At 51.5% G+C, this 24,521-nt stretch carries 21 protein-coding genes; 9 read left to right on the plus strand and 12 right to left on the minus strand.

The features are described from left to right. The 6 genes from MRY86_RS14620 to MRY86_RS14645 all read right to left on the minus strand — a co-directional run. A partial coding sequence (locus tag MRY86_RS14620) for a hypothetical protein (protein ID WP_293571593.1) occupies positions 1 to 237 on the minus strand: 237 nt, incomplete at its 3' end. Continuing rightward, positions 216 to 485 (minus strand): hypothetical protein, encoded by a 270-nt coding sequence (locus tag MRY86_RS14625; protein ID WP_293571595.1) that lies wholly within the window; start codon positions 483 to 485, stop codon positions 216 to 218. The genes MRY86_RS14625 and MRY86_RS14620, both read right to left, overlap by 22 nt. Positions 486 to 687: 202 nt before the next feature. Further along, positions 688 to 1,503, minus strand: a complete 816-nt coding sequence (locus MRY86_RS14630) for a DUF1080 domain-containing protein (RefSeq protein WP_293564105.1) — start codon at positions 1,501 to 1,503, stop codon at positions 688 to 690. 27 nt (positions 1,504 to 1,530) lie between these two features. Then, a complete protein-coding gene (locus MRY86_RS14635; RefSeq protein ID WP_293564104.1) occupies positions 1,531 to 3,009 on the minus strand; it encodes a Gfo/Idh/MocA family oxidoreductase in 1,479 nt (492 codons plus the stop codon). A 389-nt stretch (positions 3,010 to 3,398) separates the two neighbouring features. Further along, on the minus strand, positions 3,399 to 4,226 hold the full coding sequence (locus MRY86_RS14640) for a glycoside hydrolase family 16 protein (protein ID WP_293564103.1): 828 nt from the start codon (positions 4,224 to 4,226) through the stop codon (positions 3,399 to 3,401). A gap of 1 nt (position 4,227) precedes the next feature. Further along, positions 4,228 to 7,428 carry a glycoside hydrolase family 2 TIM barrel-domain containing protein gene (locus tag MRY86_RS14645; protein WP_293571597.1) on the minus strand — a complete coding sequence of 1,067 codons (3,201 nt, stop codon included), beginning with the start codon at positions 7,426 to 7,428 and terminating at the stop codon, positions 4,228 to 4,230. Between the two features lie 18 nt (positions 7,429 to 7,446). Here MRY86_RS14645 and MRY86_RS14650 point away from each other — a divergent pair, with 18 nt between their 5' ends. From MRY86_RS14650 to MRY86_RS14660, 3 genes are all read left to right on the plus strand, one after another. Beyond that, positions 7,447 to 7,611, plus strand: a complete 165-nt coding sequence (locus tag MRY86_RS14650) for a hypothetical protein (RefSeq protein ID WP_293563517.1) — start codon at positions 7,447 to 7,449, stop codon at positions 7,609 to 7,611. 322 nt (positions 7,612 to 7,933) lie between these two features. Then, positions 7,934 to 8,896 (plus strand): DUF1565 domain-containing protein, encoded by a 963-nt coding sequence (locus tag MRY86_RS14655; RefSeq protein ID WP_293563518.1) that lies wholly within the window; start codon positions 7,934 to 7,936, stop codon positions 8,894 to 8,896. Continuing rightward, positions 8,878 to 9,477: a hypothetical protein gene (locus MRY86_RS14660; RefSeq protein WP_293563519.1), complete on the plus strand. Its 600-nt coding sequence runs from the start codon at positions 8,878 to 8,880 to the stop codon at positions 9,475 to 9,477. Before MRY86_RS14655 ends, MRY86_RS14660 begins: the two co-directional genes overlap by 19 nt. 29 nt (positions 9,478 to 9,506) lie before the next feature. Here MRY86_RS14660 and MRY86_RS14665 read toward each other — a convergent pair whose 3' ends face one another. Continuing rightward, a complete protein-coding gene (locus tag MRY86_RS14665; RefSeq protein WP_293563520.1) occupies positions 9,507 to 10,565 on the minus strand; it encodes a hypothetical protein in 1,059 nt (352 codons plus the stop codon). 345 nt (positions 10,566 to 10,910) lie between these two features. Here MRY86_RS14665 and MRY86_RS14670 point away from each other — a divergent pair, with 345 nt between their 5' ends. Together MRY86_RS14670 and MRY86_RS14675 are read left to right on the plus strand one after the other, a co-directional pair. Continuing rightward, a complete protein-coding gene (locus MRY86_RS14670; protein ID WP_293563521.1) occupies positions 10,911 to 12,152 on the plus strand; it encodes a DUF4861 family protein in 1,242 nt (413 codons plus the stop codon). A 32-nt stretch (positions 12,153 to 12,184) separates the two neighbouring features. Continuing rightward, positions 12,185 to 13,588: a Gfo/Idh/MocA family oxidoreductase gene (locus tag MRY86_RS14675; RefSeq protein ID WP_293563522.1), complete on the plus strand. Its 1,404-nt coding sequence runs from the start codon at positions 12,185 to 12,187 to the stop codon at positions 13,586 to 13,588. A 137-nt stretch (positions 13,589 to 13,725) separates the two neighbouring features. On the opposite strand, the gene MRY86_RS14680 is transcribed toward MRY86_RS14675, so the two are convergent. Continuing rightward, on the minus strand, positions 13,726 to 14,097 hold the full coding sequence (locus MRY86_RS14680) for a hypothetical protein (protein ID WP_293563523.1): 372 nt from the start codon (positions 14,095 to 14,097) through the stop codon (positions 13,726 to 13,728). A 234-nt stretch (positions 14,098 to 14,331) separates the two neighbouring features. Then, the gene (locus tag MRY86_RS14685; RefSeq protein WP_293563524.1) at positions 14,332 to 14,928 is read right to left on the minus strand and encodes a sigma-70 family RNA polymerase sigma factor; all 597 of its coding nucleotides are present in this window, start codon (positions 14,926 to 14,928) and stop codon (positions 14,332 to 14,334) included. A 414-nt stretch (positions 14,929 to 15,342) separates the two neighbouring features. Between MRY86_RS14685 and MRY86_RS14690 the strand changes: the two genes are divergently transcribed. Beyond that, a complete protein-coding gene (locus MRY86_RS14690) occupies positions 15,343 to 16,386 on the plus strand; it encodes a LacI family DNA-binding transcriptional regulator (protein WP_293563525.1) in 1,044 nt (347 codons plus the stop codon). A gap of 145 nt (positions 16,387 to 16,531) precedes the next feature. Here the strand turns inward: MRY86_RS14690 and MRY86_RS14695 are convergent, their stop codons facing one another. Together MRY86_RS14695 and kduI are read right to left on the minus strand one after the other, a co-directional pair. Further along, positions 16,532 to 17,323, minus strand: a complete 792-nt coding sequence (locus tag MRY86_RS14695; protein WP_293563526.1) for a gluconate 5-dehydrogenase — start codon at positions 17,321 to 17,323, stop codon at positions 16,532 to 16,534. Positions 17,324 to 17,329: 6 nt separating this feature from the next. Next, positions 17,330 to 18,172, minus strand: coding sequence for a 5-dehydro-4-deoxy-D-glucuronate isomerase (gene kduI / locus MRY86_RS14700; protein WP_293563527.1), 843 nt, complete (start codon positions 18,170 to 18,172; stop codon positions 17,330 to 17,332). Between the two features lie 674 nt (positions 18,173 to 18,846). On the opposite strand from kduI, the gene MRY86_RS14705 reads away from it, so the two are divergent. The 3 genes from MRY86_RS14705 (at position 18,847) to MRY86_RS14715 (ending at position 22,688) form a co-directional block, all read left to right on the plus strand. Beyond that, positions 18,847 to 20,346, plus strand: a complete 1,500-nt coding sequence (locus tag MRY86_RS14705; protein ID WP_293563528.1) for an FGGY family carbohydrate kinase — start codon at positions 18,847 to 18,849, stop codon at positions 20,344 to 20,346. Further along, positions 20,343 to 21,671, plus strand: coding sequence for a xylose isomerase (gene xylA / locus MRY86_RS14710; protein ID WP_293563529.1), 1,329 nt, complete (start codon positions 20,343 to 20,345; stop codon positions 21,669 to 21,671). The genes MRY86_RS14705 and xylA overlap by 4 nt, the downstream gene beginning before the upstream one ends. Before the next feature lie 111 nt (positions 21,672 to 21,782). After that, positions 21,783 to 22,688, plus strand: coding sequence for a zinc metalloprotease HtpX (locus MRY86_RS14715; protein WP_293563530.1), 906 nt, complete (start codon positions 21,783 to 21,785; stop codon positions 22,686 to 22,688). Between the two features lie 28 nt (positions 22,689 to 22,716). Here the strand turns inward: MRY86_RS14715 and MRY86_RS14720 are convergent, their stop codons facing one another. Continuing rightward, positions 22,717 to 24,345, minus strand: coding sequence for a T9SS type A sorting domain-containing protein (locus tag MRY86_RS14720; RefSeq protein WP_293571598.1), 1,629 nt, complete (start codon positions 24,343 to 24,345; stop codon positions 22,717 to 22,719). Between the last annotated feature and the right edge of the window lie 176 nt (positions 24,346 to 24,521).

The following is a 24,521-nucleotide window of genomic DNA, read 5'->3' on the forward strand; positions in this document are numbered from 1 at the left end:
AAAATGCGCGTTTGGCGGGTCAAATAAGTATTTTTCCATGACGTCACTGTTCACAAGGCTTTGGTTATCAGCCGAAGTGCACCTCCAAACATACACTAATTTACGGATAGCAGATAATATGGCTTGCCGTGTATCAAATGCCTCTTGATAAGAAACATTATCTTGCAGGTAACCAAGAATATCGTTGATATCTTTCTTGGCTAAACTTGTAACGATTATTCGGTACGTTTCAGCCATTTTTCCGATTCTTTTTCAAGTTCTGCCAACGTGATGTACTCACCACGAGCTACTTGTCCCATTGCTTCGTCAGCTTGCTCTTCTAAGGTAGAAGTCGTAATTGGTCTTCCATCAACCTCATAGCCAATAATAGGATCTTCTTCTCTTTTCTGGTAAGTTTCCAGCATAGCGTGGATAGCTTCCAAAAGTGCATGATCCACTTCATCAATCATCTGATGAACTTTGGCTCTTATTTCTACAGTACTCATGAACATGTATTTAGAGTCATGAATATAAACGTTTTATTACTCAAAAAATTCATTTCATAGGCTGATATTTCAACTATTGCCTCTCTTGAACTTTTTTCCCTTTCAAAACACTTACCGCATCAACAAGAGTAAACGGACAAAAAACCGGCTGCAAGCCCAATGCCCACAGCCGGTTTAAACTTAATCAAGAGCGCTGTCTGATTTACAGCTTCTTGATCTTAATATTCCGGAACCAAACATCATTGCCGTGGTCCTGAAGGCCAATATGCCCTTCCTTAGCGACGTCAATGAAGTCCTGATAATCCTTGAACTTACTGTTGGCCACCATCTCTTTCCAGTCGTCTGTCCAGAGGTGGTACTCTACCACATTCTCACCATTTTGGGTATGTACGATGGTGCCATCGTAGGAAAGAATGGTCACCTCGTTCCAACCACTATTAGCTGGTACCGCATTTTGCGGCTTCGCCGGGATCAGGTCGTAGAGGGAGCCTGCCTGCCGGTTGCCATCTTTTCCAAGACGGGCATCAGGGTGCTTCTCATTATCGAGGACTTGCATTTCAGGAGAGGATTTCCAGATCGCCTGCCCATCTTCACCACATTTTTCGCGGGCCAGATAGAAGATACCGCTGTTGCCGCCTTCGGAGATTTTCCACTCCAGTTTCAGTTCAAAATTGCCGAAGGTTTCCTTGGTGATGATGTCGCCACCGCCACCAGCTTCGCCCTGGCCAGATGCTTTGCACATTAAGGTACCGTCTACGACTTCCCATCCTTTTTCCGGGAAACCATCTTTACAGTAACCTTTCCACTGATCGGTGCTTTCGCCATCAAAAAGGAGCATCCAGCCATCGGCTTTTTCCTCCTCGGTGAGCGTATTCATCGCTGCCGGAGCTTCAGCCTCTGTGGTTCCATCAGTAGCTTCAGCTTCTGTGGCTTCTCCTTCGGTAGCTTCCGAGGCACCGCCCTGGCAGGAAGCCAGGGCAAACGCCAAAGCAGCAAACAAAAGAATTTTGAATTTCATAATCAAAGTATTGTTTTTCGTTGATGCTTAATAGTTCCAACCCTTGCGGTACGGACGCTTGATGTAATCTTCCATCGCCTGCTTCGCATTGATGGTTGCGTATTGGGTATCAAAACGCGGGTCGCCGTCCACTACCGTAAACTTATCAGAAGAAACCACCCGGATTTCTTCGTCATCAGCAATATTGGTAATCTTCATATTCGCACCATCCCACTCCAGCTTACGCTTCAGGTCCTGTAGACGGATGGCCAGGTTACCCATTACCACTACCTCATTCAATGGAGCAGAGTAGCCAAAGTGAGAAGACGCTTCCGTACGGCTGCCTTTGTCTTCCTTGCAGGCACGTACCCAATCCATTTCGTGGCTGGTTTCTACGCGGCGCAGCTCATTGGTTGCCTTAGGAGGGTCGTTCTCCCGCCCTACGATGTAGGGGTCACGGGCGTAAGTGCTGCAAATGAGTGTGCCTTTGGAGCCTACAAACATAGCACCACCACCACCGTCACCAAGGATCTTGCCTTCCGGAATTCCTTCAGGGCGATCTGGAAGTAAGCCGCCATCGTACCAGGTAAACTCAACAGCTGGCATGTTGACTTTGCCCATCTTCTTACGCTCAGGGAAATAGTACGTTACCTTTTCAGCGATTGGCGCGCTTTCGGTATTTACCTGAGAGGAACTGCCTTCAAAAGCAGTAGGCTGCCCAAGATTAAGGGCTTTGAAAACCGGGTCGATGATGTGACATCCCATATCGCCCAGTGCACCGGTACCGAAGTCCCACCACGCACGCCAGTTCCAAGGCGTATAAGCCGGGTGGTAAGGGCGCCATTTAGCCGGGCCGATAAAGAGGTCCCAGTCCAGAGTAGGTGGTACAGAAGGCGTTTCGGTCGGCCGCTCCAGGCCCTGTGGCCAGATCGGGCGGTTGGTCCAGGCGTGAACTTCCTTCACCTCACCGATTTCACCATTCCAAATCCACTCGCAAACCTGACGAATGCCTTCGCCGGAGTTGCCCTGATTGCCCATCTGCGTGGCTACGCCGGTTTCTTTCGCCAGCTTAGCCAGCATACGGGACTCATAGACCGAGTGGGTCAAAGGCTTCTGCACATAGACGTGCTTGCCGGCACGCATGGCATCTGCAGTTACCACATAGTGCGTATGGTCAGGCGTACCCACCACTACGGCGTCGATTTCGTCGCCCATATCTTCCATCATGCGGCGGTAGTCTTTGTATACCGCTGCATCCGGATAATCATTAAAACACTTGGCAGCGTATTTCCAATCTACATCACAAAGCGCTACAATATTTTGAGAATTCATATTGCGCAGGTTAGAACGGCCCATACCGCCTACACCAACGCCTGCAATGTTTAATTTGTCACTTGGCATCACATGCCCCAGTCCGGAAACTACGGTGCTGGGCACGATGGTCATCCCAGCCGCAGCAACACCAGCCTGACGGATAAAAGTCCGGCGATCCAGTCCCTTTGATCCTTTTTTTCCTGGTTTTTTCATTTAATCTGATTGTTTTGATTTTGGAAATTAAAATAAGCAAATCTGTACAATTCCCAACTTTATGGGCAGGATTTGATGGCTCAATTTATGAATTATTGTACAGCCAGATTAGGAAACCGGGCAACAACTTACTATCCAACAGCAGGTTATCGGTACCTGCTAGGTGTAATCTTTACACTAACTTTTTTAAAAAATATTTTGCTGCTTTAGCTGGGCAAGATGCTCCCGGGCAGGTTATACCCTACCCTGTTACGGTTCCTTTTCCCAAAGTATCCCCTGATCTTCAAACCAACTATCCGGTATGGCCTTTCTCCGCTGTTCATTCGCCTTAACTGCATCATCAATATTGATCATATAGTGGTGAATGCGCTTGCCTGGCAGGTGGGTGATCAATAAGGCGTATACCTCACGTAGTCAATATAGTACCGCTGAGGAAAGATCGTCGTATCAATCCCCTGCCGGCCGCCCCAGTTGCCACCGATGGCCAGATTGAGCTTCAATGCCTGCGGGCGGTCAAAGGGCCAGCGCTGAAAGTCGGCAGCTGCATCCCGCTCAAAGGAGAAATAACGGGTGGAATCAACGTAAAAGTCAATCCGCTCCGGCGTCCAGTCGATGGCATAGACATGGAAGGCTGTGGAGGCATCCTCAATCCGGATGGAATCCCCCTTGTTGGTCCCTGCCACCCAGTTGTAAGCGCCAGTGTGAACGTTAGCGTAGATCATCCCCGGATTATACCCTACGAATTCCATAATATCGATTTCCCCTCGGTCGGGCCAGGGGATGTCTTCGCCCATTTTATTGCCGAGCGTCCAGATGGCCGGCCACACCCCGCGCCCGGCAGGCAGCTTGGCACGGACTTCCATGCGGCCGTAGAGGAATTCCCGTCTGCCCGCTGTATGCAGAGAGGCGGAGGTATATTCAGCGGTTCCCCACTGTTCCTGCCACCGGTCGCTATCGGGATTATGGCGGGCATTGGGGAAGGGCTCGCGGCGGGCTTCAAGCACCAGGCAACCGTCTTCGATGTAGGCGTTTTCGGGGCGGTTGGTGTAGTATTGCCCCTCGTGATTACGGATGAAGCCTTCTTCGAAACGCCAAAGGTTGGTATCGATGACCGGGCGGTCGAATTCGTCACTCCAGCCTTTCATGGCAGACGGACCGGGTAGCCCGACCGATTGGGCAATCAGGAAAAACATTAGCGGTAAAATGGAGGTGCTCATGTTAATTGGTTTTTGGTACGGGCGTCGTTAGCCACGCTTGCAAAGATCGTTTGTTCCGGAAAGGGCGCAGCACAAAACCATAGCGATATTCTGAAGCATTCAGGCGAAACTCCGGGTGGGCTTTAGATTCCTTTGACCAGGTATTGTCTCCGCCTACGCCCAGTAACTGATGGTCAATATTGACGGTCAGGAAGTCTCGTTCGGGCAGTTCCGGAGTGTGCGTTGCGGCTTCCAGATCGGCCATGCTGTACGGCCAAACGCTCATACTAAGGCTATCCTGAGCCTGCACCAGCAATCCACTGCCGCGCCCAGAGGAAAGCGCCATCCAACGCACGCCGGTTCGGTTGCTGCACTCCTGTGGCATGATGTAGCTTTCGAAAAAGCTGTCCACCTGCATGCTGTAACGGCCTAATTGAGCACTCAACAACCGGTCGATGTAATTCTCATGCGGCCCGCGCCCGAGAAACTCAATTTGATCATAGGCATCCGGGATGGCCATTTGCATTCCGATGCGGGGCAGTTCCGGGTAGTCGCCTTCTTTTTTGAAATGGTAATCAACCTTGACCTGCCCGTCCGCGTAGAAGGTGTACACCGTCTTTTGACTGGCTTTGCCTTCCAGTAGGACACTTTGCACTTCCACCTGCACGTAGCTGGCCGCTTCCTGTACGCGCACGCCGTGAACTTTGGCTTGTTCAGCCGCCGTTTTCCAAGCCGCAGCTTCGCGGTAAATTTTCCAGCCCCGTCGGTCGTTGTCGGTGGGCGCACGCCAGTAGTTGGGCTTCAGGGGGGCTTCCAGCCAGTTGGTGGAGCCGGTTTTGTAGCCGGATAGCGCACCAGTGGTTTTGTCTACAGTAGCATCAAAATCGTTGCCCGTAATTCTGACTTGTTGCTCACGCTCTTCCAGCATGAGCCTGCCTTCTGGAGCACTAAAGCTTCGGTTGTCCGGCACTTCCGGCAGTACAAACTGCGCAGAGGCAATCTCATGCCCCGCCGGTGCCCAGGATTGCGCTTCCGGGAGTTTTACGCTAACATCCAAGGTATAGATTCTATCGGGCAGAAAGTCAATGTCGAGCATTCTAATGTACTGAAACGGCCAAGAGGCACCCGGAGGACATTCCGGCAGTTCTGATTCGTCCATTTGTAGCACCTTACCATTTTCCAATAGGCGGTACTGAATTGCATAGCCTTTCAAATTGGTAAAATCATACAAGTTGGTCAATTCAACTTTACCTTTCTTTGGTTCATTGCTGGTGATACGGACGGGCTGAAAGACTTTTTTCCACTCTTTAGCACCGGGCTTCACCCGGCGGTCGGGGTCTACAACGCCATTCAGGCAGAAGTTCTCGTCATTGATCAGGGTATCGCCAAAATCACCTCCGTAGGCAAAATACCTTTCGCCAGTTTCGGTGGTTTTGACCAGCCCCTGATCGACCCAGTCCCAGACAAATGCCCCGACAATCTGCGGTTCCGCCTGTATCACATCCCGGAATTTGAACAGATTGCCCGTGGAATTGCCCATAGAGTGGGCCATTTCGCACCACATGATGGGCAGTTTCAAATCTGACTGACGGCTGAGGTTGACCATCTCGGGGATAGACCAGTACATACGGCTGTACATATCCACGTAGCTGGCTTTGGTGTGCGGGAACTCGTGATTGCCCTCGTAGTGCACCAGGCGGGTATCGTCGTACTCGCGTATGAAGCCGGTCATCGCAGCGTGATTGGCTCCGGCACCAGACTCATTGCCCAGTGACCAAAAAATGATGGAGGGATGGTTTTTGTGGCGTTCCACCATACGCACCGCCCGCTCCACAAAACCATTCGACCAACGTGGGTCTTTGGTCAACAAACTGCCAATACCGTGAACCTCAAGGTTGGCTTCGCAAATGACATACAAACCGTGGCGGTCGCAGAGTTCGTAAAAGCGGGGGTCGTTGGGATAGTGGGAAGTCCGCACGGCGTTGAAGTTCAGTTGCTTCATCAGGCGAATATCCGCTTCCATATCGGCTACTGAGACCACCTTGCCCGTAACCGGGTGATGGTCATGGCGATTGGCCCCGTACAGCTCCACCGATTCCCCGTTGATGAGCAGTTCTCCTTCCGGGCCGATTTGGATATTCCGAAAGCCAATGCGGCTGCTTCGAGCTTCCACAGTTTGCCCATTCTCATCCTTAAGCGCAATGACCAAGGTGTAGCGGTTGGGCGTTTCCGCTGTCCAGGGCTCAATATTGAAAACAGTAGCCGAAAGCACCGTACTTTCCCGTGGGTAAACCCGAAGGTCCTCCCTTATCACCTCACTGACCGTAGCCTTGAGGGGCTCCTCCAGCATGGGGTGGCCCGAATCATCGTACACATCAATTTCGTAGGACCAGCCTTCTAAATCGGATAATCTGCTATGGTTGAGCCGGGGCTTGACTGTGAGATTACCGTAGCTGTAGCCTTCATCAAGACCTGCTTTGACAAAGAAATCCTGAATGTGGGTCCGGGGCTGCGCCAGCAACATGACCTCCCGGTGAATACCGCTCAGGCGCCAGTGGTCCTGATCCTCAAGGTAGCTGCCATCGGACCAGCGGTGTACTTTCACCGCCAGCAGGTTCTTTTCTCCAAATTTCACATAGGGCGTGATATCAAATTCCGTAGCCACCCGGCTGTCTTCGCTATAGCCAACCATCTCCCCATTCACCCAAACATAGTACGCAGAGCTCACGCCTCCAAAGTGCAGTACCACCTGCTGATTGGCCCAGTCTGAAGGCACCTCAAAAGTGTGGCGGTAGCAGCCGGTGGGGTTGTCCTCATCAGGGACGTAGGGCGGGTCTACCGGCACAAAGGGATAGGTGATGTTGGTGTAAATCGCGGTGCCGTAGCCCTGCAGTTCCCAGTTGGAAGGCACTGGAATCTGCGCCCATCCTTTGGGTTGAAAATCTGGCAGATGGAAATCTTTCGGAGCGGCTTCGGGCACCTCAGCGAAGGCAAACGCCCAGTTTCCATTCAGGCTGAGGTAGCGCCCGGAGGCTTCGCGGTCCACCATAAGGGCGGTGGCTTCATCGGGATAGGAATAGGACGTTGCCCGGGCCGGCATGCGGTTGATACCGTTAACGGCGGGGTCTTCCCAAGGTTGTAGCTGGGCTTGTGCGGCAAAGGCCGTGCTCAAGGTAAGCAACAGTACAACCGCTAAATTGCGATAAGCATAAGAAGATGGCATATCAGTTATTTTTTTCAGATGCTTAAAGCTAAAAAAATCAGGACACTTCGCCTGGAGGCTGACCTAGCTTTTTATACGACCAATGGAGAGTGGGAAGCGGAGCCGGGACGCTTTTCGGTCTTTGCAGGCAACAGCTCGAAGGCAGACCTGGAGGCGGAGTTTGAGCTGGCTGCGCCTCGGTAGGGCTTGGGTACTCTAGAGGGAAGTAAACAACATTAAGACACCAGTGCGACTAAGCCGAATTAGTGGTTAGTTTTTTTGCTCCTGAAGCACTTGCAAATACTGCATATTAAATGGTCAGGTATTTACGGCTCAATCAACCAGACTTCTGTAAGTCATAGTTTTACATTCCGTACCTACGGCACGGGATATTCTTTTAGTGTGATTTTTTTTACCCACATCAGACCCCTAACGGGGTCAATTGTAGAATACAAACCCAATGTTCAAATCAGTAAAGCCATTACAACGAATACCTATCATGCCTTTTCGCTATTTTGTTTTACCCTTGATGCTGATATTATGTGGCTCCATGTACGGTCAATCGCCCTACCGGGATTTTGACAGCAGCCTGATGCCCCATGGTAATGCTTTTGAAAGCTGGGAAAGTGAAGCTGAGCCCAGCCGTACTTTTTTCGTGGACCAAAATCATCCGAAGGCGAGTGATGCCAACCCGGGTACGGAGGCGCGGCCCTGGCGTACTATTGGAAAAGCAGCGGCAGTTTTGCAGCCCGGAGAACGGGTGCTGATCAAAAGCGGGACTTACCGGGAAGCGGTAAATCCTGCACGGGGCGGAACAAGTCCGGAGAAGATGATCACGTATGCGGCTGCACCCGGCCACCAGGTGGTGATTAGCGGTGCGCGGGAATTGCCGTTGGAAGGATGGGAACCCGGCAAAGGATGGCGCTATACCGGGCAGCGGCACACCTACGAAGATACTGAGAAACCACCCCTGCAAATCTGGCAATACGATCTGCCACCGGAATGGTTTATGGGCTACAACCCCTTTGCGCTGCGGAACCTCGGGCAGGACCTGGAATGGGTGGACTATAAGAATATCAACATGCACGCCCACTTTCAGCGCCGGGGCCGCCTATTTTTGGATGGGCAGTTGCTGAAGCAGGCGGAGCACCCCGTCGATCTTGCGGAAGCGCAGGAAGGTGCTTACTGGATTGAGCACAACGGGCTGCGCTTGCATGTCCGCTTCCCCGGGCGTACCGGGGCTACCGATTACAGCTCAATTGAGGCTACTGTTAAAGAGCAGGTTTTTACGCCAACGGACTACGGGCTACCCTACATCAGGTTGCAGGGGCTCACTTTTGAAAAAGCTGGCAATGGGTTTGCCATGCCACAGCGCGGCATGGTCTCTGCCCGGCGGGGCAACCACTGGATCATTGAGGGCTGTACACTGGAATGGGCCAATAGCATCGCCCTTGACCTTGGCAACGAAATGTGGCATACCAATTCATAGCTCGGGGTGCCATTTATGTGGAAGTCAGCCGGGGTGCCATAGACGTCGGTCACAACGTTATCCACGAACTACGCAGCCAGTACTGGATCAGTGGCGACTACGGTTCAGGTGGGAACGCCTTTTATACGGATGGCTCAGACAGCATCCACTTTCACCACAACCTGGCCATTGATATCGAAAATACCGGCTACGGCTCCTACCTCAATCCGACCCGCATCGTAGCAGGCAGAGGGGGTACCGCCCGCGCGCAAAACGTAACCGAAAATATCTTCATCGACTGCCGCAAGCACGCCATTGAACTGCCGAATGCTCACAACCATACAGATGGCAACCTCTTCGCTCAAATGCCCAGTGGATTTTTGAAGCTGACCAATCCTCCACCCGCCCTGCTGCTCGACCTTAAAGCGTGGCAGGGGTATTTTGGCTGGGAAGCCCAGGGTAAAAAAGTGAAAGCCCATGCGACCTTACATACCGATGAGCTTCGGCTGAAATGGGAAACCAAGCCTGTCTTCGATTGGGATGCAGGCCCGTTCTCGCTTAGAAATGGAGGCCGGGAAATAGATATTGATCCCAGACAGTAGGAATAATCTTACTTAAATGGTTTGGTGTTCTAATTTCCTCTTTGCAGGAAGTACTGCACGCCTATTGATGCCCCTACCTGGAACCCACGGTCAGGTAATTGCTCATCAAATGAACCTGACCAGTCACTGGTCCCCTCCATATTAGCCCGGAGATGATGGCTCAAATCCAGCCCAATATCAAAAGCTAAATTAGGCGTCAGGAACCAATTGGTGCCTAAGCGGCCACTCACAAGGGCAACTGATGAATTCCTTTCAAAAGAAGATGACTCGAAGTTTGACCCGGCAAAGAGGAAACCCGCCTGACCATACCAACGCCAGTGTTTTTGCTCCTTACTGAGGTAGTGCCGGAGGTAAGGGGCGATGGATAGCTCGGTAATCGTTCCCTGGTTAACTTTTCTTAAATTGCCAACAATAGTATTAAAAGAGGCGTTGAAATTTACACCTATCAAAGTCTGCTCACTAAGAAATAACCCCAGATCAGGATTGAACATCATCTCTAAGAAACTACCTCTATATGAGACGAAACCAAAACTGGAGTTAAGCAACAAGTCGCCTTTGTCAAAAGCAGAAGCTGCCGACTTCCATCCAGCTCTGTCCGCTTTGTTCATAAAGGGCTGTAGCCCTAAAGATAGCAGCAGGGTATGATCCTCCTCGGGTTGTACCGCATAAACAAGATTGGCATCAAACGCGACCTGCTCGTTTATAAACCGGTTCAACCCCAGCTGAAACTCATAAGTAGAATAATCGAATCCTTCTGAATTAAAGCTGTATCTGAATCCACCGTAGTAATTGTTTTTTTCCGAGCCCGGATTGAAATAATACCGCACCTCCGGCGCAGCAAAGTAAACGGCACCACTGCCACCGATTCCAACTACCCCCAAGCTTGTACCCACCAGCCAATGGTTTGTGAGCATCCATCCAATTCTGGTCCCTAGTTCATAAGTCAGCCCGCTATATTCTTCTTCCGCTGCAGACAGGTATTCCAATCCAGCTGCACCTCTTAAGGTAAGCGCGCCTTTTTCAATTTGTGCCTGTAGCAATGCGTGAGAAGACAGACTGAGCAAAGAGAGTAGTAATAATTCTTTCATTTTGTAAGATTTTATAGCATTAGAGATGGTTTGCGCGCTCTGTAAGTGTACCGGTTTTTTAGAGAGGTGCGCTATTGTCAAGTAAGATACTCAATTTCCAACTTAACGGCAATGTTGTCACAGAAAAGAGGTATGAAATGGGGCAGATTGGGACCGCATCCTACTCTCTTGGTGCACCTACTTCCTTCGCAAACTTCCATACCACTCAAAAGTGCGCGACATAAGCCCGAATAGGTTACAAAAGCCCCTTGCAGGCTACCCTCCCAAAGAATGGCCAGTTTTTTTACCACCATTCCAACCAGAGTGAATATTTTTAGGAGCACACTCATCAAAACCAACCGGAATATGCGGATCCCACCTTCTTCTTCCTTACGCTTTTTTGGGGCCGGACTTGCCCTGAGCCTGCTCAGCAGTTGCGGGGCTGATCAATCGGCCAATGACAGCGATGACTACACCATTACGGTTTCCAATCCGGAAGCTACCGCTTTTAAGGATGCAGGCTTTGAGGCCGCTGTCCCGGAAAACGGTGGCCCGGGATGGGCGCTTTACGACGCCGAGGCTGAAGCCTGGCTGCCCGCACAGCAGGATGATCTGGATGGCGATGGTACGCCGGAAACTTTATTCTTCCTGACCGACCTCAAGGGCAAATCTTCCCGAAGCCTCTCCTATCAGCCAGCCCCAGACGCCTTTGAGGCCTCCCAACGTTCGCAAATCGTCTTCAAGGTACAGGACCGCCCCTTTGCTCCGGAGACCGCCCGGGAAATGCTGGCAGATTATACCCAACGGGAAGCCCTGACGGTGCCCGGTAATCTCACCCCCCAAAACATGTGGGTCATGTTTGAAGGCCCGGTTTGGGAAAACGACCTGGTGGCTTACCGCTTTTACATGGACGACCGCTTCCGCACCGATATTTATGGCAAGAAAGTCCGGGATATGGTCATGGATACAGTGGGCTGGGACTACCACGACCTGAAGGACTGGGGCTCTGACATTCTCAAAGTAGGCAACTCCCTGGGTATTGGCAGCCCCGCCATCTGGTACCGGGAAAAAGCCTATGCCCTTTCTAAAACCGCCAAAAAGGACATCAAAATCATAGCCAACGGCCCCCTGCGGAGCATCCTTCGGGTCACCTTTGAGGGGCTGGAGGTGGACACCTTCCGGCTGGACCTTACGGTAGATTTTGAAATACAGGCCGGCCATCAGTGGACGGAGGTGCGCATACAGTCCAAAACCCCGCTGCCGGACGGGATGAAGTTTGCTACCGGCATTGTCAAGCATACCGACCAAATCAATGCCAAGCGGTACGATGGCGTACAGACCTACTACAACTGGGACAATCAGTCCTACCACGGGCAGCAGCTCGGCTTCGCCCTCCTGGCTAAGGAAGCTCAGGAACCTGTGCTCTACGATAGCGAACTCGACCACCTCATGATCCTCAATGCCAGCAACGAAGCCGCCACCTACCGTTTTATGGCGGTTTGGGAAGAAGACCCCATGCAAATACGCGGCATCCGGGAATTCCGGGAACACCTGGAGCAGGAAGCAGCACAGTGGGGGACAGCCTTCCGGATGGAAAGTAAAAAATAGTGCCTTGATCAACAGCTAAACCAATTCAAATTATGCCAACCGAAATCAACCGAAGACATTTTCTGACCATGCTCAGCAGCCTTTCCGCGGGTACCGCCGTGGCGGGCAGCACTCTTTGGAGCCCTATTCTAAAAGGTGAAAAACTCAAAATTGCCCTCGTGGGCACCGGCATACGCGGCATCACTTTCTGGGGGCGGCGGCTGGTGGAAAAATATTCCGATATCCTCGAATTTGTGGGGCTTTGCGACATCAACCCGGGCCGGCTTGAGTTTGCCCTGAAGGAAATGCAGGTGAGCTGCCCGACCTACGCCAATTTCGAAAAGATGGTACAGGAAAGAAAGCCCGACCTGGTGATTGTCACGACCAAAGACTCCAACCACCACGAGTTCATCATTAAGGGGCTCGATATGGGCTGCGATGTGCTGACCGAAAAGCCCATGACCACCGATGAGTTCAAATGCCAGGAAATCATTGATGCCGAGCGTCGGTCCAACAAGAACCTGATCGTCGGCTTCAACTACCGCTGGAGCCCGTACATGACCAAGATCAAGGAACTCCTGATGGAGGAAAAGATCGGCAAGGTGACCTCGGTGGACTTCAACTGGTACCTGAATACCTACCACGGGGCGTCCTACTTCCGGCGCTGGCACGGGCTGCGGCAGGCGGGCGGTACGCTATGGGTGCACAAAGCCACCCACCACTTTGACCTGCTCAACTGGTGGCTCGACTCCGACCCCGAGGAGGTCTTTGCCTACGGCGATCTGGAGCACTACGGCAGCAATGGGCCTTTCCGGGGCAACAATTGCCGCGACTGTGAACATACCGACAAGTGCGCCTTCCACTGGGATATCACCAAAAATGAGTTCCTGACCAACCTCTACACCAAAAACGAGCACCACGACGGGTACATCCGGGACAACTGCCTGTTCCGGGAGGAGATCAACATTTACGATAAAATGTCGGCGCAGATCAAATACGCCAACAACGTCTTCGTCAACTACTCCCTGACCACCTACTCCCCCTTCGAAGGCTGGCGCATTGCCTTCAACGGGACCGACGGCCGCCTGGAAGCCTGGCAGGACATCCCATACGTGGAAGAACAGGACGTAAGTCAGGCTGAGCTACACGCACAGGAAATGAATCAGAAGGCCGGCGAAATCAACTACAAGCCCCTCATCGCGCACAACCTGTGGAATGACTACGAGCGTATCATGGTCGGCTACGAGCGTGGCGGCCACGGCGGTGGCGACAAGCGCCTGCACGATAAAATCTTTGTCCACCCGGAAAAAGAAGACCCCTACGAAAGAGCCGCAGGCGTACGCGATGGCGCCATGTCCGTACTGATTGGCGTGGCTGCCCGCAACAGCATTGAATCCGGCCGGCCGGTACGGATCGCCGAGCTGACGGACTTGCAGCCGCGGGCAAAGCGGATTTAAAACTTTTTTTGAGCTACAATGACAGCGGGCATCCGAAGGTTTCGGATGCCCGCTTTGGGCTTGGTCCTAGCAATTCCAAAACACTAACTGATCTTCACTAAGAAGCGCATTGAACGCAAGGACTATTCCTATCAGGCTTACTGACGCGTAAACGTCACATCCACCCCAATGAAGGTCACTATAATCTCATCGCATTCGTTGCTGGTTACATCGAATTCAGAGGAGAAGGAGGCACCACCGTCTGAAACGGTCACTGTAAGGGTCATTCCACTGGCCACATAGGTTTTATCGGCAGTGGATGAGCCACCGACCACGGCATCATTGGGGTCAATCAGCGTACCATCTGCCTGAAACTCCACTACGTCATTGGTGGTGGACACTTCCCATTCGCCCACGATGTTTTCAGAGAGCGCAGGAGGCATGCAATCCTCGTCATCGTCATTACAAGCGGTAAAAACAAAAAGCCCGGAAAGCAGCATTAACAATAAACTTCTTTTCAGTAAAATCATTGAAGAGCGTTTTTTAACGGTTAAGATAAATTTTCGGGTCCGAAGATAGGGATAAATTCCCGTTTTTACAGCCCTGCATTGCCAGATGAGGATGGACAGATGGTTACCGTTTCGGGCAAACAGGTCCGGGGCAGAAGCTCTTTCAAACTTTGTGGTGCCATAAAAGGCAGCCCACAATTACAAAAGACAGGGCGATTGGACTTATTATCAAGCTGCGTACACTCAGATACGATCTCAGCCAGCCATAGCTATCCGCCGGTGTTGCAATTTTGGGTCTGTAAACAAATCTGATCTTAAACGCTTCATACCGCGGGAAGCATAATTGCGTGCCACCTGATAGGATATTTTCATTATTTCAGAAATCTCATAGTAATCGAACCCTTCCAAAAAGCGAAGGCGAAGCACCTCTTTCTGCCGCGGGGGCAAATCATCAATAGCCTGCTTTACACTTGCCTGCAGCGGTTGCCCTTCATAGCCAACAGTTGGTGTTGGTACCTCTTCGCTCACCGGCTGCATCGACTGGTACCGCTTTTGGTGCTGCTCGTGATTGCGGTCTGTGCTCATGCTTTTCCGGATATGATTGCGCAGGGCAACAAACAGGTAACTCCGGATATTATTGACCTCGATCAGGCCCTTATCTCTTTGGTACAACTTGCAGAAGATCTCCTGAATTGCATCCTCCACCAAGGCTTTGTCTACGGTGAGATTGGAGCCATAGACGTACAAACGGTCGGCGAAAGCTAGGTATAAATCTTCAAAGGCCTGATCGCTGCCATTCAGATAGGCTTGCCAGTTTTTTTGGTGGGCACTACAGGTAGTTCGGTCTTCCATAATTCGGTTTGTTCTTGAACTATCGAATTCAGTTTCACGCAATCGGCTGTTGCCAAACGACGACATAAATCTACCAATCGATTTCAATTTATGCAAGCGCTTGTACAGCTTTTTATTTGTTTCAAAAAATTATAACAACCTAAACTTTGGTTTTATATGTACTAATTGCAATAAAATAAATTATTTTTAACTCAATTTTTTATTATCTTTCTCATCAAGGCAAGCGCTTGATTAAAACATTGAGGTGATTGCCCTATCTTTGTCAATCAAAATCGACCAACGAAAAGAGACCTGTATTTTGAATCCGAAGCCTTGCCTAAAGAATGATATAATTTCCACTATTTTGGCAAAACAGAGTGCTTATGCCTAGGAAAGCACTGTGGCTCCCGGCTTCATGGCCAAATCATCAGCCCCATGAAAAAGAAAACCAGGGTAAATATTTACGATGTCGCAGCGGAAGCAGGTGTCTCTATCTCCACCGTATCCCGCGCCCTGAATGACGACCCCCGGATCAGCGCTAAAACAAAAGCGAAAGTTCAAGCCGCAGCAAAGATGCTTGGCTTCCAGAAGAATGCGATCGCAACCAGTTTATCAACCAATCAATCTAAAGTGATCGGGGTCTTGGTTTCTGAACTCAACCGGGGCTTTCTATCCGCTCTCGTGCATAACATAGAAGAGACCGCCTTTGGAATGGGGTACTCGGTCATCGTTTGCCAAACCAATAACTCTCACGAGCGGGAAAAAACTTACATGGATACACTTATTGCCAGCAGGGTGGCCGGAATAATAGCGACCTTATCTTTGGAAACTGAATCTTTTGAGCACTTTTACAAAGCCAAGGAACAAGGAATCAAGTTGGTTTTGGTGGACCGGGTGACCAACGCGATGAAGGAGACTACCAAAATTGTCATTGATGACTACCAGGCTTCCTTGGAAGGAACCCAACACCTTATTGAACAGGGATACACCAAAATCGCATATTTGTCTGGCCCAACTAAACAACTGATCTACGCAGACCGGTTAAGAGGTTTTGAGCAAGCAATAAAACAAGCAGGGCTGCCCTTGAAACAGGAGTGGATAAAATACAGCTCCAACCTTTCTTTTGCCGATGGCACCCGGGTTGCTGATGAGCTCTTAAGCCTTAAAGATCGCCCGAATGCCATCTTTACCGCCAATAACCTGACTGCGATCAGCACCATCGCACACGCTGAAGTACTGGGCATTAAGGTGCCTGAACAGCTAGGCGTGATTGGATTTTCTGAAGAGCCTTTCTCGGCCTTCATGAAACCTTCCGTCACCTCTATCCGGCAGCCAAGTAAAGCAATGGGGCAACTGGCTGTTCAAAAACTGATTGAAGAGATCAATAGCGATCAGGATGAAAACTACATACATCAAAAAGTGGTCCTCGATACGGAATTAATCTGCAGGCAGTCTACCAACCGCAAGAAGCCTGGTTAAAACAGGCCAATTCTCTTGGCTCAAAAGACCTTGCCTGCACGGGCACTTCACTGGCCCGAACGAAAAGCGGGTACCTTTATGCAGTGGTCAAAGCCGCGCCAGGTACCCGATTGGCCTCCAAAGCAATACCCCAAAACTTTGGCACTTATGACTCATTAGCAGGCCGGCCAATGGTAGCCAAAATACCACCATCCACATAGATCACCTGCCCGTTAATAAAATCACTGGCAGGGGCTGCCAGAAAAACAGCCGTGCCCGCCAGGTCTGCTGGGTCGCCCCATCGGCCCGCAGGCGTGCGCTGAAGGATAAAATCATTGAACGGATGCCCGTCTACCCGGATTGGCGCCGTTTGGCTCGTCGCAAAATAGCCCGGCCCGATGCCATTAACCTGAATGTTGTGCCTGGCCCACTCCGTCGCCATATTTTGCGTAAGCATTTTCAAGCCGCCCTTGGCTGCTGCGTAAGCACCTACGGTATTGCGCCCAAGCTCGCTCATCATAGAACAGATATTGATGATCTTTCCCGCACCGCGCTCCATCATGCCTTTAACGACATGCTTAGACATAATAAAAACGCCCGTCAGGTCAGTACGGATAACCTGATCCCATTCCTCTACGCTCATCTCGACCAGCGGAATGCGTTTAATAATCCCGGCATTATTAACGAGGATATCAATAGGCCCTACCTCTGATTCGATTTGAGCAACGCTTTCCATCACCGCAGCCTCCTGCGTCACATCAAACAGGCAGCCGTGCGCAGTGATGCCCTCTGCCCGGTAGGTTTCCAGGGCTTTGTCAATCTTTTCCTGAGAAGAATGCCCGTTAATGACCAGCGTGGCACCTGCTTGCCCGAGCCCCATAGCCATCGCCATTCCAAGCCCGTGGGTACCGCCGGTAATCAGAGCAACCTTTCCTTTTAAATCGAATAGTGGATTCATGTCTCTTTATTTCAAATCTGTGATTGCGCATTGGTCCATATCGCCATAGTCGAGGTTTTCACCAGCCATGCCCCAGATAAAGGTGTAGTTGGTGGTACCTGAGCCAGCGTGAATGGACCAGGGCGGAGAAATCGCTGCTTCCTCATTCTTGAGCCAAAGGTGGCGGGTTTCTGTGGGCTCGCCGAGGAAGTGGCAGGCGGCCTGATCTTCAGGGAGCTCAAAGTAAAGATAGACCTCCATGCGGCGATCGTGAGTGTGGGCCGGCATGGTATTCCAAACGCTGCCTGTCTTCAGCTGCGTCATCCCCATTTGCAATTGGCAAACTTCCACCACGCTATTCACGATCAGCTTGCGGATAACCCGATGGTTGGCGGTTTCCAGGGAGCCCAGCTCTACCACTTCAGCATCCGCTTCTGTGATTTTTTTGGTGGGATAAGCATGGTGTGCAGGAGTCGAATTCAGGTAAAAATGCGCAGGCTTCGAAGCATCACTGCTTTTAAAAACGACCTCTTGGTTACCACGCCCCACGTACAGGGCTTCCCGATACCCGAGTGCATACTCCGTACCATCTACTGAGACTGTGCCGCCACCGCCAATATTGATAATACCTAATTCCCGGCGCTCCAGGAAATAGTCCGCTTTCAGGGGATCGATGGCTTCGAGCTTTAGCGGCTTGTCTGTTGGGACCGCTCCGCCAGCAATGAACCGGTCATAATGCAGGTAGTTGAGCTGCACCGTACCCTCCTTCATGACAGGAGTGAGCAGAAAGTCCTCCCTGAGCCGTTGGGTGTCGTACGCCTTAAAATCTCTGGGATTGGTCGCGTAGTACGATTTAAAATGAGTACTCATATTTGTATTGTGATTTTAATGTCTTGCCTACAGCAATGCCCGGACCGCCTATGCCTTAATTTTCGCCGCTTCACCCGGTATTGCGACAACAACACTATACGGTTTGACCGAATAGCAAAACCAGCCTCAGACAGCAAAAGAAAAACAGCAGCACCTCAAGCACCTTCAAAGATGCCATATACGGCATGTTCAGTGGGGGGAGTAAAGTACCTGCTGGTTGTAACCTCATTAATCAAATTTAAGCTTGAAGACCAAACAGGATGAGCCGTTTTCCTGGTTACAATTAGCGTTAGTATACCTCACCACAACAAAGCACTGAGCAAGTGTCTGAAAAAATAAATCCGGCCTTTTACTGAAGCCAAATCTGAATTCCCCAAGGGGCACGCTTCTTGGAAATACATCAATGCCGGATCAGCGTTGGAGGTGTCCTTCGCTGACTTTTTGCTGCCGGCTCAAAATTTCAACAACATTGAGAACCTAGAAGCGAGGGATTATCAAATCATTCTTTACCTTAATAAAGTTTCTTAAAATAAGGCAACGGAGCTGCTGAAGGCGATGAAAAATTTCCAGAACTCCCTGGGAAACCTTCCACCGCTATTGAAGGTGAGATCCCCGGCAGACCATACCCACTATGACCGACAGAAAGCGTGGCTTGAGCAACAAAAACAAAAACCATGAGCGCACCGCAATACAGTATAGGCTTTGATTTGGGCAGCTCTTCCGTCAAAGCGGCATTAATCCGCCTGGAAGACGGAGCAGCGGTTGGCAAGAGCAGCTATCCGGAGCAGGAGATGCCAATTCAGGCGCCGCAGCCCGGCTGGGCAGAACAAGACCCGGAATTCTGGTGGCAATGTATCAAAGCCGTTACCCGGCAGTTGCTGGAACAAACCGGCGCGCCCGGAACGGCAATTGGCAGCATCGGTATTGCCTACCAAATGCATGGCCTCGTCCTTGTAGACGAGCAGCAGCGAGTGGTACGCCCTTCTATTATATGGTGCGACAGCCGGGCGGTGGCTACCGGGCAGGCTGGCTTTGAAGCCATTGGACAAGACCGCGCCCTCAAGCACCTGCTCAACAGCCCGGGCAATTTCACGGCTTCCAAACTAAAGTGGGTGCAACAGGAAGAGCCAGGCACCTACGGCCGCATCCACAAAATCATGCTGCCCGGTGACTACATTGCCATGCGGATGAGTGGGCAGGTTCAAACCACTATTACCGGGCTGTCCGAAGGGATTTTCTGGGATTTTGCCGACCGGCGGGTATCTTCTGATGTGCTTAGAGTGTACGATATTGATCCGGCTTTGCTACCAGACATTGCCCCCGGTATAGGCCCGCAAAGCGAACTGAGCAAAACCTCAGCAAGCGAACTGGGGCTCGCGCCCGGCACGCCTATCTCCTACCGGGCAGGCGATCAGCCTAACAATGCCCTTTCCCTGGGGGTGTTGAGCCCCGGAGAAGTGGCAGCTACCGGTGGCACTTCCGGTGTCGTTTACGCCGTCACCGATCAGCCCCTCTACGACCCTCAGAGCCGCGTCAATGGTTTTGCCCATGTCAACTACCAACCCGATGCCCCACATATAGGTGTCCTGATGTGCATCAACGGCACCGGCATACAGTATAGTTGGCTGCGTAAAATGCTCGCGCCCGGGACGCCCTACGAAACGCTGGAGGCAGAAGCCCAAAAGGCCCCGATTGGCGCAGCCGGGCTGACGTCCCTTCCTTTCGGCAATGGCGCGGAGCGCATCCTCAATGACCGGCAGGTGGGCGCTCAATTGCTGGGGCTAGACTTTAACCGGCATAGCAAAGCGCATTTGCTGCGGGGCGGGCTGGAAGGCATCGCTTTTTCCTTCATATATGGCATGCAAATCCTGCAGGAGATAGGGCTGCAAATGGAGGTAATCCGTGTAGGAAATGACAACCTCTTTCAGTCAGCTATTTTTGGACATACGTTGGCCACCCTCAGCGGTTGCACCATCGAGATAATGGAAACCACCGGAGCCATTGGGGCTGCACAGGCAGCAGCAGTAGGTGCAGGGCATTGGGATGACCTCAGCGCCATCCATTACAATCTGAAAAAAGTGGGGCAATACGAGCCTCAGTCTACCGATATTGATGCCTACCGGGCCGCCTATCAGGCCTGGGAAAAGGCTTTAAAAAAAACCATTACACCATGAAAGTGATCAAAGGACAAAAAGAGTATTTCAAGGGCATTCACCAAATTGCCTACGAGGGCCCCGAATCCAAAAACCCACTGGCTTTCAAATACTACGATGCCGACCGGGTGGTTGCCGGCAAGAGCATGAAAGAGCATTTCCGTTTTGCGGTCGCCTACTGGCACAGCTTCTGTAATACCGGGGCAGACCCCTTTGGACCGGGCACCATGCAGTTCCCCTGGGATGAAGCGGCAGACCCGCTGCTGCGGGCAAAGGACAAAATGGATGCGGCCTTTGAATTCATCACCAAGATGAACATTCCCTTCTTCTGCTTCCACGATGTAGACCTCATCGACGAAGGGGACAGTCTGGCAGAATTTGAGAAGCGCCTGGACGCCATCACGGATTACGCAAAGGAGAAAATGGAAGCTTCTGGAGTCGGCCTGCTGTGGGGCACCGCCAACCTGTTTTCTCACCCCCGCTATATGAACGGCGCGGCAACGAACCCTGACTTTGCTGTGGTAGCCCACGCAGGCGCACAGGTGAAGCTCGCCCTTGATGCCACGATCAAGCTAGGCGGTGAAAACTACGTCTTCTGGGGCGGCCGGGAGGGCTATTTCTCCCTGCTCAATACCGATATGAAGCGCGAGTTGAACCACCTGGCAACCTTCCTGCATACAGCCAAAGACTACGCCCGCAAGCAAGGCTTCAAGGGCAACTTCTTCATTGAGCCTAAGCCCATGGAGCCTACCAAGCATCAGTATGATTTTGATGCGGCAACCGTGACCGGCTTTCTAAGAGCCAACGATTTGATGGACGACTTCAAAATCAATGTCGAAGTCAATCACGCTACCCTCGCCCTGCATACCTTTCAGCACGAACTGCAGGTTGCTGCCGATGCCGGGCTTTTGGGGAGCATTGACGCCAATCGCGGAGACTATCAAAACGGCTGGGATACCGATCAATTCCCGGTAAACGTTTACGAGGTAACGGAAGCCCTTTTGGTTATTTTGGAGGCCGGTGGCTTGCAAGGCGGCGGCATTAACTTCGATGCCAAGACCCGGCGCAACAGTACCGACCTGGCTGATTTGTTCCACGCGCATATTGGCGGGATGGACGTATTTGCCCGGGCACTCCTAGCCGCTGACCGCATCCTGCAGGAATCCCACTACCGGCAACTGCGCAAGGACCGCTACAGCTCATTCGACCATAGCGAGGGTAAGGATTTTGAAGCCGGCAAGCTGAGCCTGGAGGACCTGGACCGCATCGCCCGGCATAATATCCGGCTGGTGCAGCATAGTGGCCGTCAGGAGTATTTTGAGAATATTATTAATCAGTACATCTAGACAGACTAAATGCCAGAATGACAGCAATCCAGAAAAAGCTGCGTCATTCTGGCAGTATTTTTCACATGGTACTTGTTTTGCTGTTTAAAGAGCGAACCATGACCATGACCAATGAGCGAATCACAGTATAAGAATCAGAAATTTCAGAATACTCTTCGGGCAAGCGCCTTATTCATCAGCATGCTGGCATTAATGCTCGGGCTGGGTTATACCCTCTTTGGATTTACCGGCATGCTTTGGGCAGGTGCCTTCGGGCTCATTACGTTAGGGATGAGCACAAGAGTTTCCAGCCAAATGGTGATGCGGTTTCAGGGAGGTCGCCCATTGCATCCTCATCAGGCACCTCAGCTCGCCCGACTGGTTCAGCAACTTGCCCAGCGGGCCAACCTCCCAGCTACCCCAAAACTATACTATGTCCCCAACAACAGCTTGAATGCCTTTGCTACCGGTAGCAAGAAAGACCCTGCTATTGCCATCACCCATGGACTGCTTTCCAGGATGGACCTCAGAGGCCTCTCCGGTATTTTAGCCCATGAAATCAGCCACATCCGGAATAATGACCTGCAATTGAAGTCGATGGTCAACCTGTTTAGCCGGTATACCCGGTTTTTCTCTCTCTTCGGGCAGATTTTGCTTTTTATTAACCTTCCATTATTCTTTATGGGGGAAGCAACGGTTTCATGGACCGCAATCGCCCTCTTGCTCCTTGCGCCTACGCTAGTGACGCTGATGGTACAAGCCTTTTCCCGCAGCCGCGAGTACGATGCCGACCTTGAGGCTGCCCGGCTGACCGGCGACCCTAATGCGCTGGCAGATGCGCTCGAAACGCTGGATTATTACAATAAAGGCGGCTGGCTGGCCAGGTTCCAGTCCCCACGTGGCATCAAAGTGCCAACGATTCTAAGCTCCCACCCCGAGATAAAGGATAGGGTAAAACGGTTGCGCGAACTGGCGCCGCGATTTGTGCCCCGGTTTGACTGGGCAAGCTGGCAGCCTACGCGTTGGCGGATGGTTTGATGCACTCAGTGGCTCTGGAACCGGATACCTACTGTTTAATCAGCCTCCAGGTAGCTGCCCCATCCTCGGTAGCCAATCGTAGCAGGTAAATACCTGCGGGGCCCGGGAGCGAAAAGTCTAGCGTTTGAGTGTACTGGAACATGTGATCCGCAATCGGACGCCCATCAATCGTCAAGATGGAAGCTTCAACAGAGGAATGTAAATTTGGCAACACCACCCGAATAGCGCCAGACGTAGGATTGGGGAATACCTCAGCCCGAATAAGAGCTGCCTCTAAGGTATGCGTAGTCATGGGATTGTAAATGTATACGCCCCCTGCTCCATTCAAGGCCGCCGCACCGGTGCCAGCAAAAGCGGTCCGAAAAGATCCGACCAGAAGCTGTTCTCCGGCAATCGCAACAGAGCGGCCGTAAAAATCAGATGTTGCGCGATCACTAGCTGCTAACTTTTGTACCCACTCCCACTCGCCATCTTCACTGGATTCGAAAATAAAAGCCGCGCCCGCCTGGTTTAATGCATCTTCTTCGTTAGCATCTTCCTCGTCCTGGTATGCACCGATTAATAACATCGGCCACTCGATAGCCACACTGAACCCAAAATGGTCCTTCACATCCGGATCAGGGGCAGTCAAACGTCCTTCAAAAGTCCAGAGCCCATTACCATCGCGATGATACACGTACACTGCTCCCGCTTGGGTTATTTCTGCCCCTCCCCCTTCAAAAACACTTTCTTCATCAGCAGCTATCACAGCGTAATCTCCTTTCAAAGCTACCTCATGCCCGAAAAAGGCTTCGGCTACCGGTTCGGGTGACTCCACCTTTTGGGTTTGCAGCCACTCGCCATCAGACTGCCGTTCAAAAAAATAGGCAGCACCGGCCACATTATAGAATTCCCCGCCTTCTGTACGGTCTTTCCCAAATGCGCCGACTAGTGCCACATCTCCATCCACCGCTACAGCATAGCCGAAATTATCGCCCGTGGTTAGATCAGAGGCCACGAGTTTCTGTTGTTCAGTCCACTGATTCTCCGGGTTTTTCTCAAAAACATACACTGCTCCGGCACCAGAGACAGCAGGCGAGCCATTGACTTCCGGGTCTTCATCCGGGGCACCAACAAAAATGGTGTGGCCTTCCGTAATTGCCAGGCCTCTCCCGAAGCGATCTACAGGTGCCCGGTCAGCGGGTACCAGTTTCTGCAATTCGGCCCAGTTACCGTTGGGCTGCCTTTCAAAAATATAGGCAGCTCCGGCATCCTGCATTGGATTGGCCCCGTTCTCATCCAGTCGATTGCGGAAAGAAGTGGCCACGGCTATCGCCCCGGACACCGCTACCCGATAGCCCAGCTCGTCCCCTGCACTCCGGTCAGAGGCTATTAGTTTTTGCCGCTCCGTCCAGGAACCATCCGCAGGATTGTATTCAAAAAGGTAGGCGCCGCCCGCATTATCCAGGAAATTAGTACCTGCGGCATTCTCATCTGTGCCCACCGCACCAACAATAGCGAAAGCCCCGTCGGTTGCCATATGTCCGCTAAAAAAGTCGAAAGTGTCCCGGTCCGAAGGTGTCAGTTTGATTGATTCTTGGTAAGTCTGAGCCGAAAGCATTTGAAGTGCGAAAACCAGGCAAAAAATACCCGGTAGGTAGGTCCGTTGTAACATCATGGTTTTTGGGTTTTGGTGTAAAATAGGTTGCTAAGTTAAAAAAACAGGGGCATTTCCAGCCAAATCCTGATTTTAGCCCGGGCAAGCCGGGTGATACAGCGCCTGAGCAGCCCGTATCAATGCCTGACCACTGATCATCAAATCTTTTAATATCTGCTTTTGTCTAAACTGTAAGC

The organism is Phaeodactylibacter sp. (assembly GCF_022763345.1).
In the GTDB taxonomy this organism is placed as follows: Bacteria; Bacteroidota; Bacteroidia; order Chitinophagales; family Saprospiraceae; genus Phaeodactylibacter.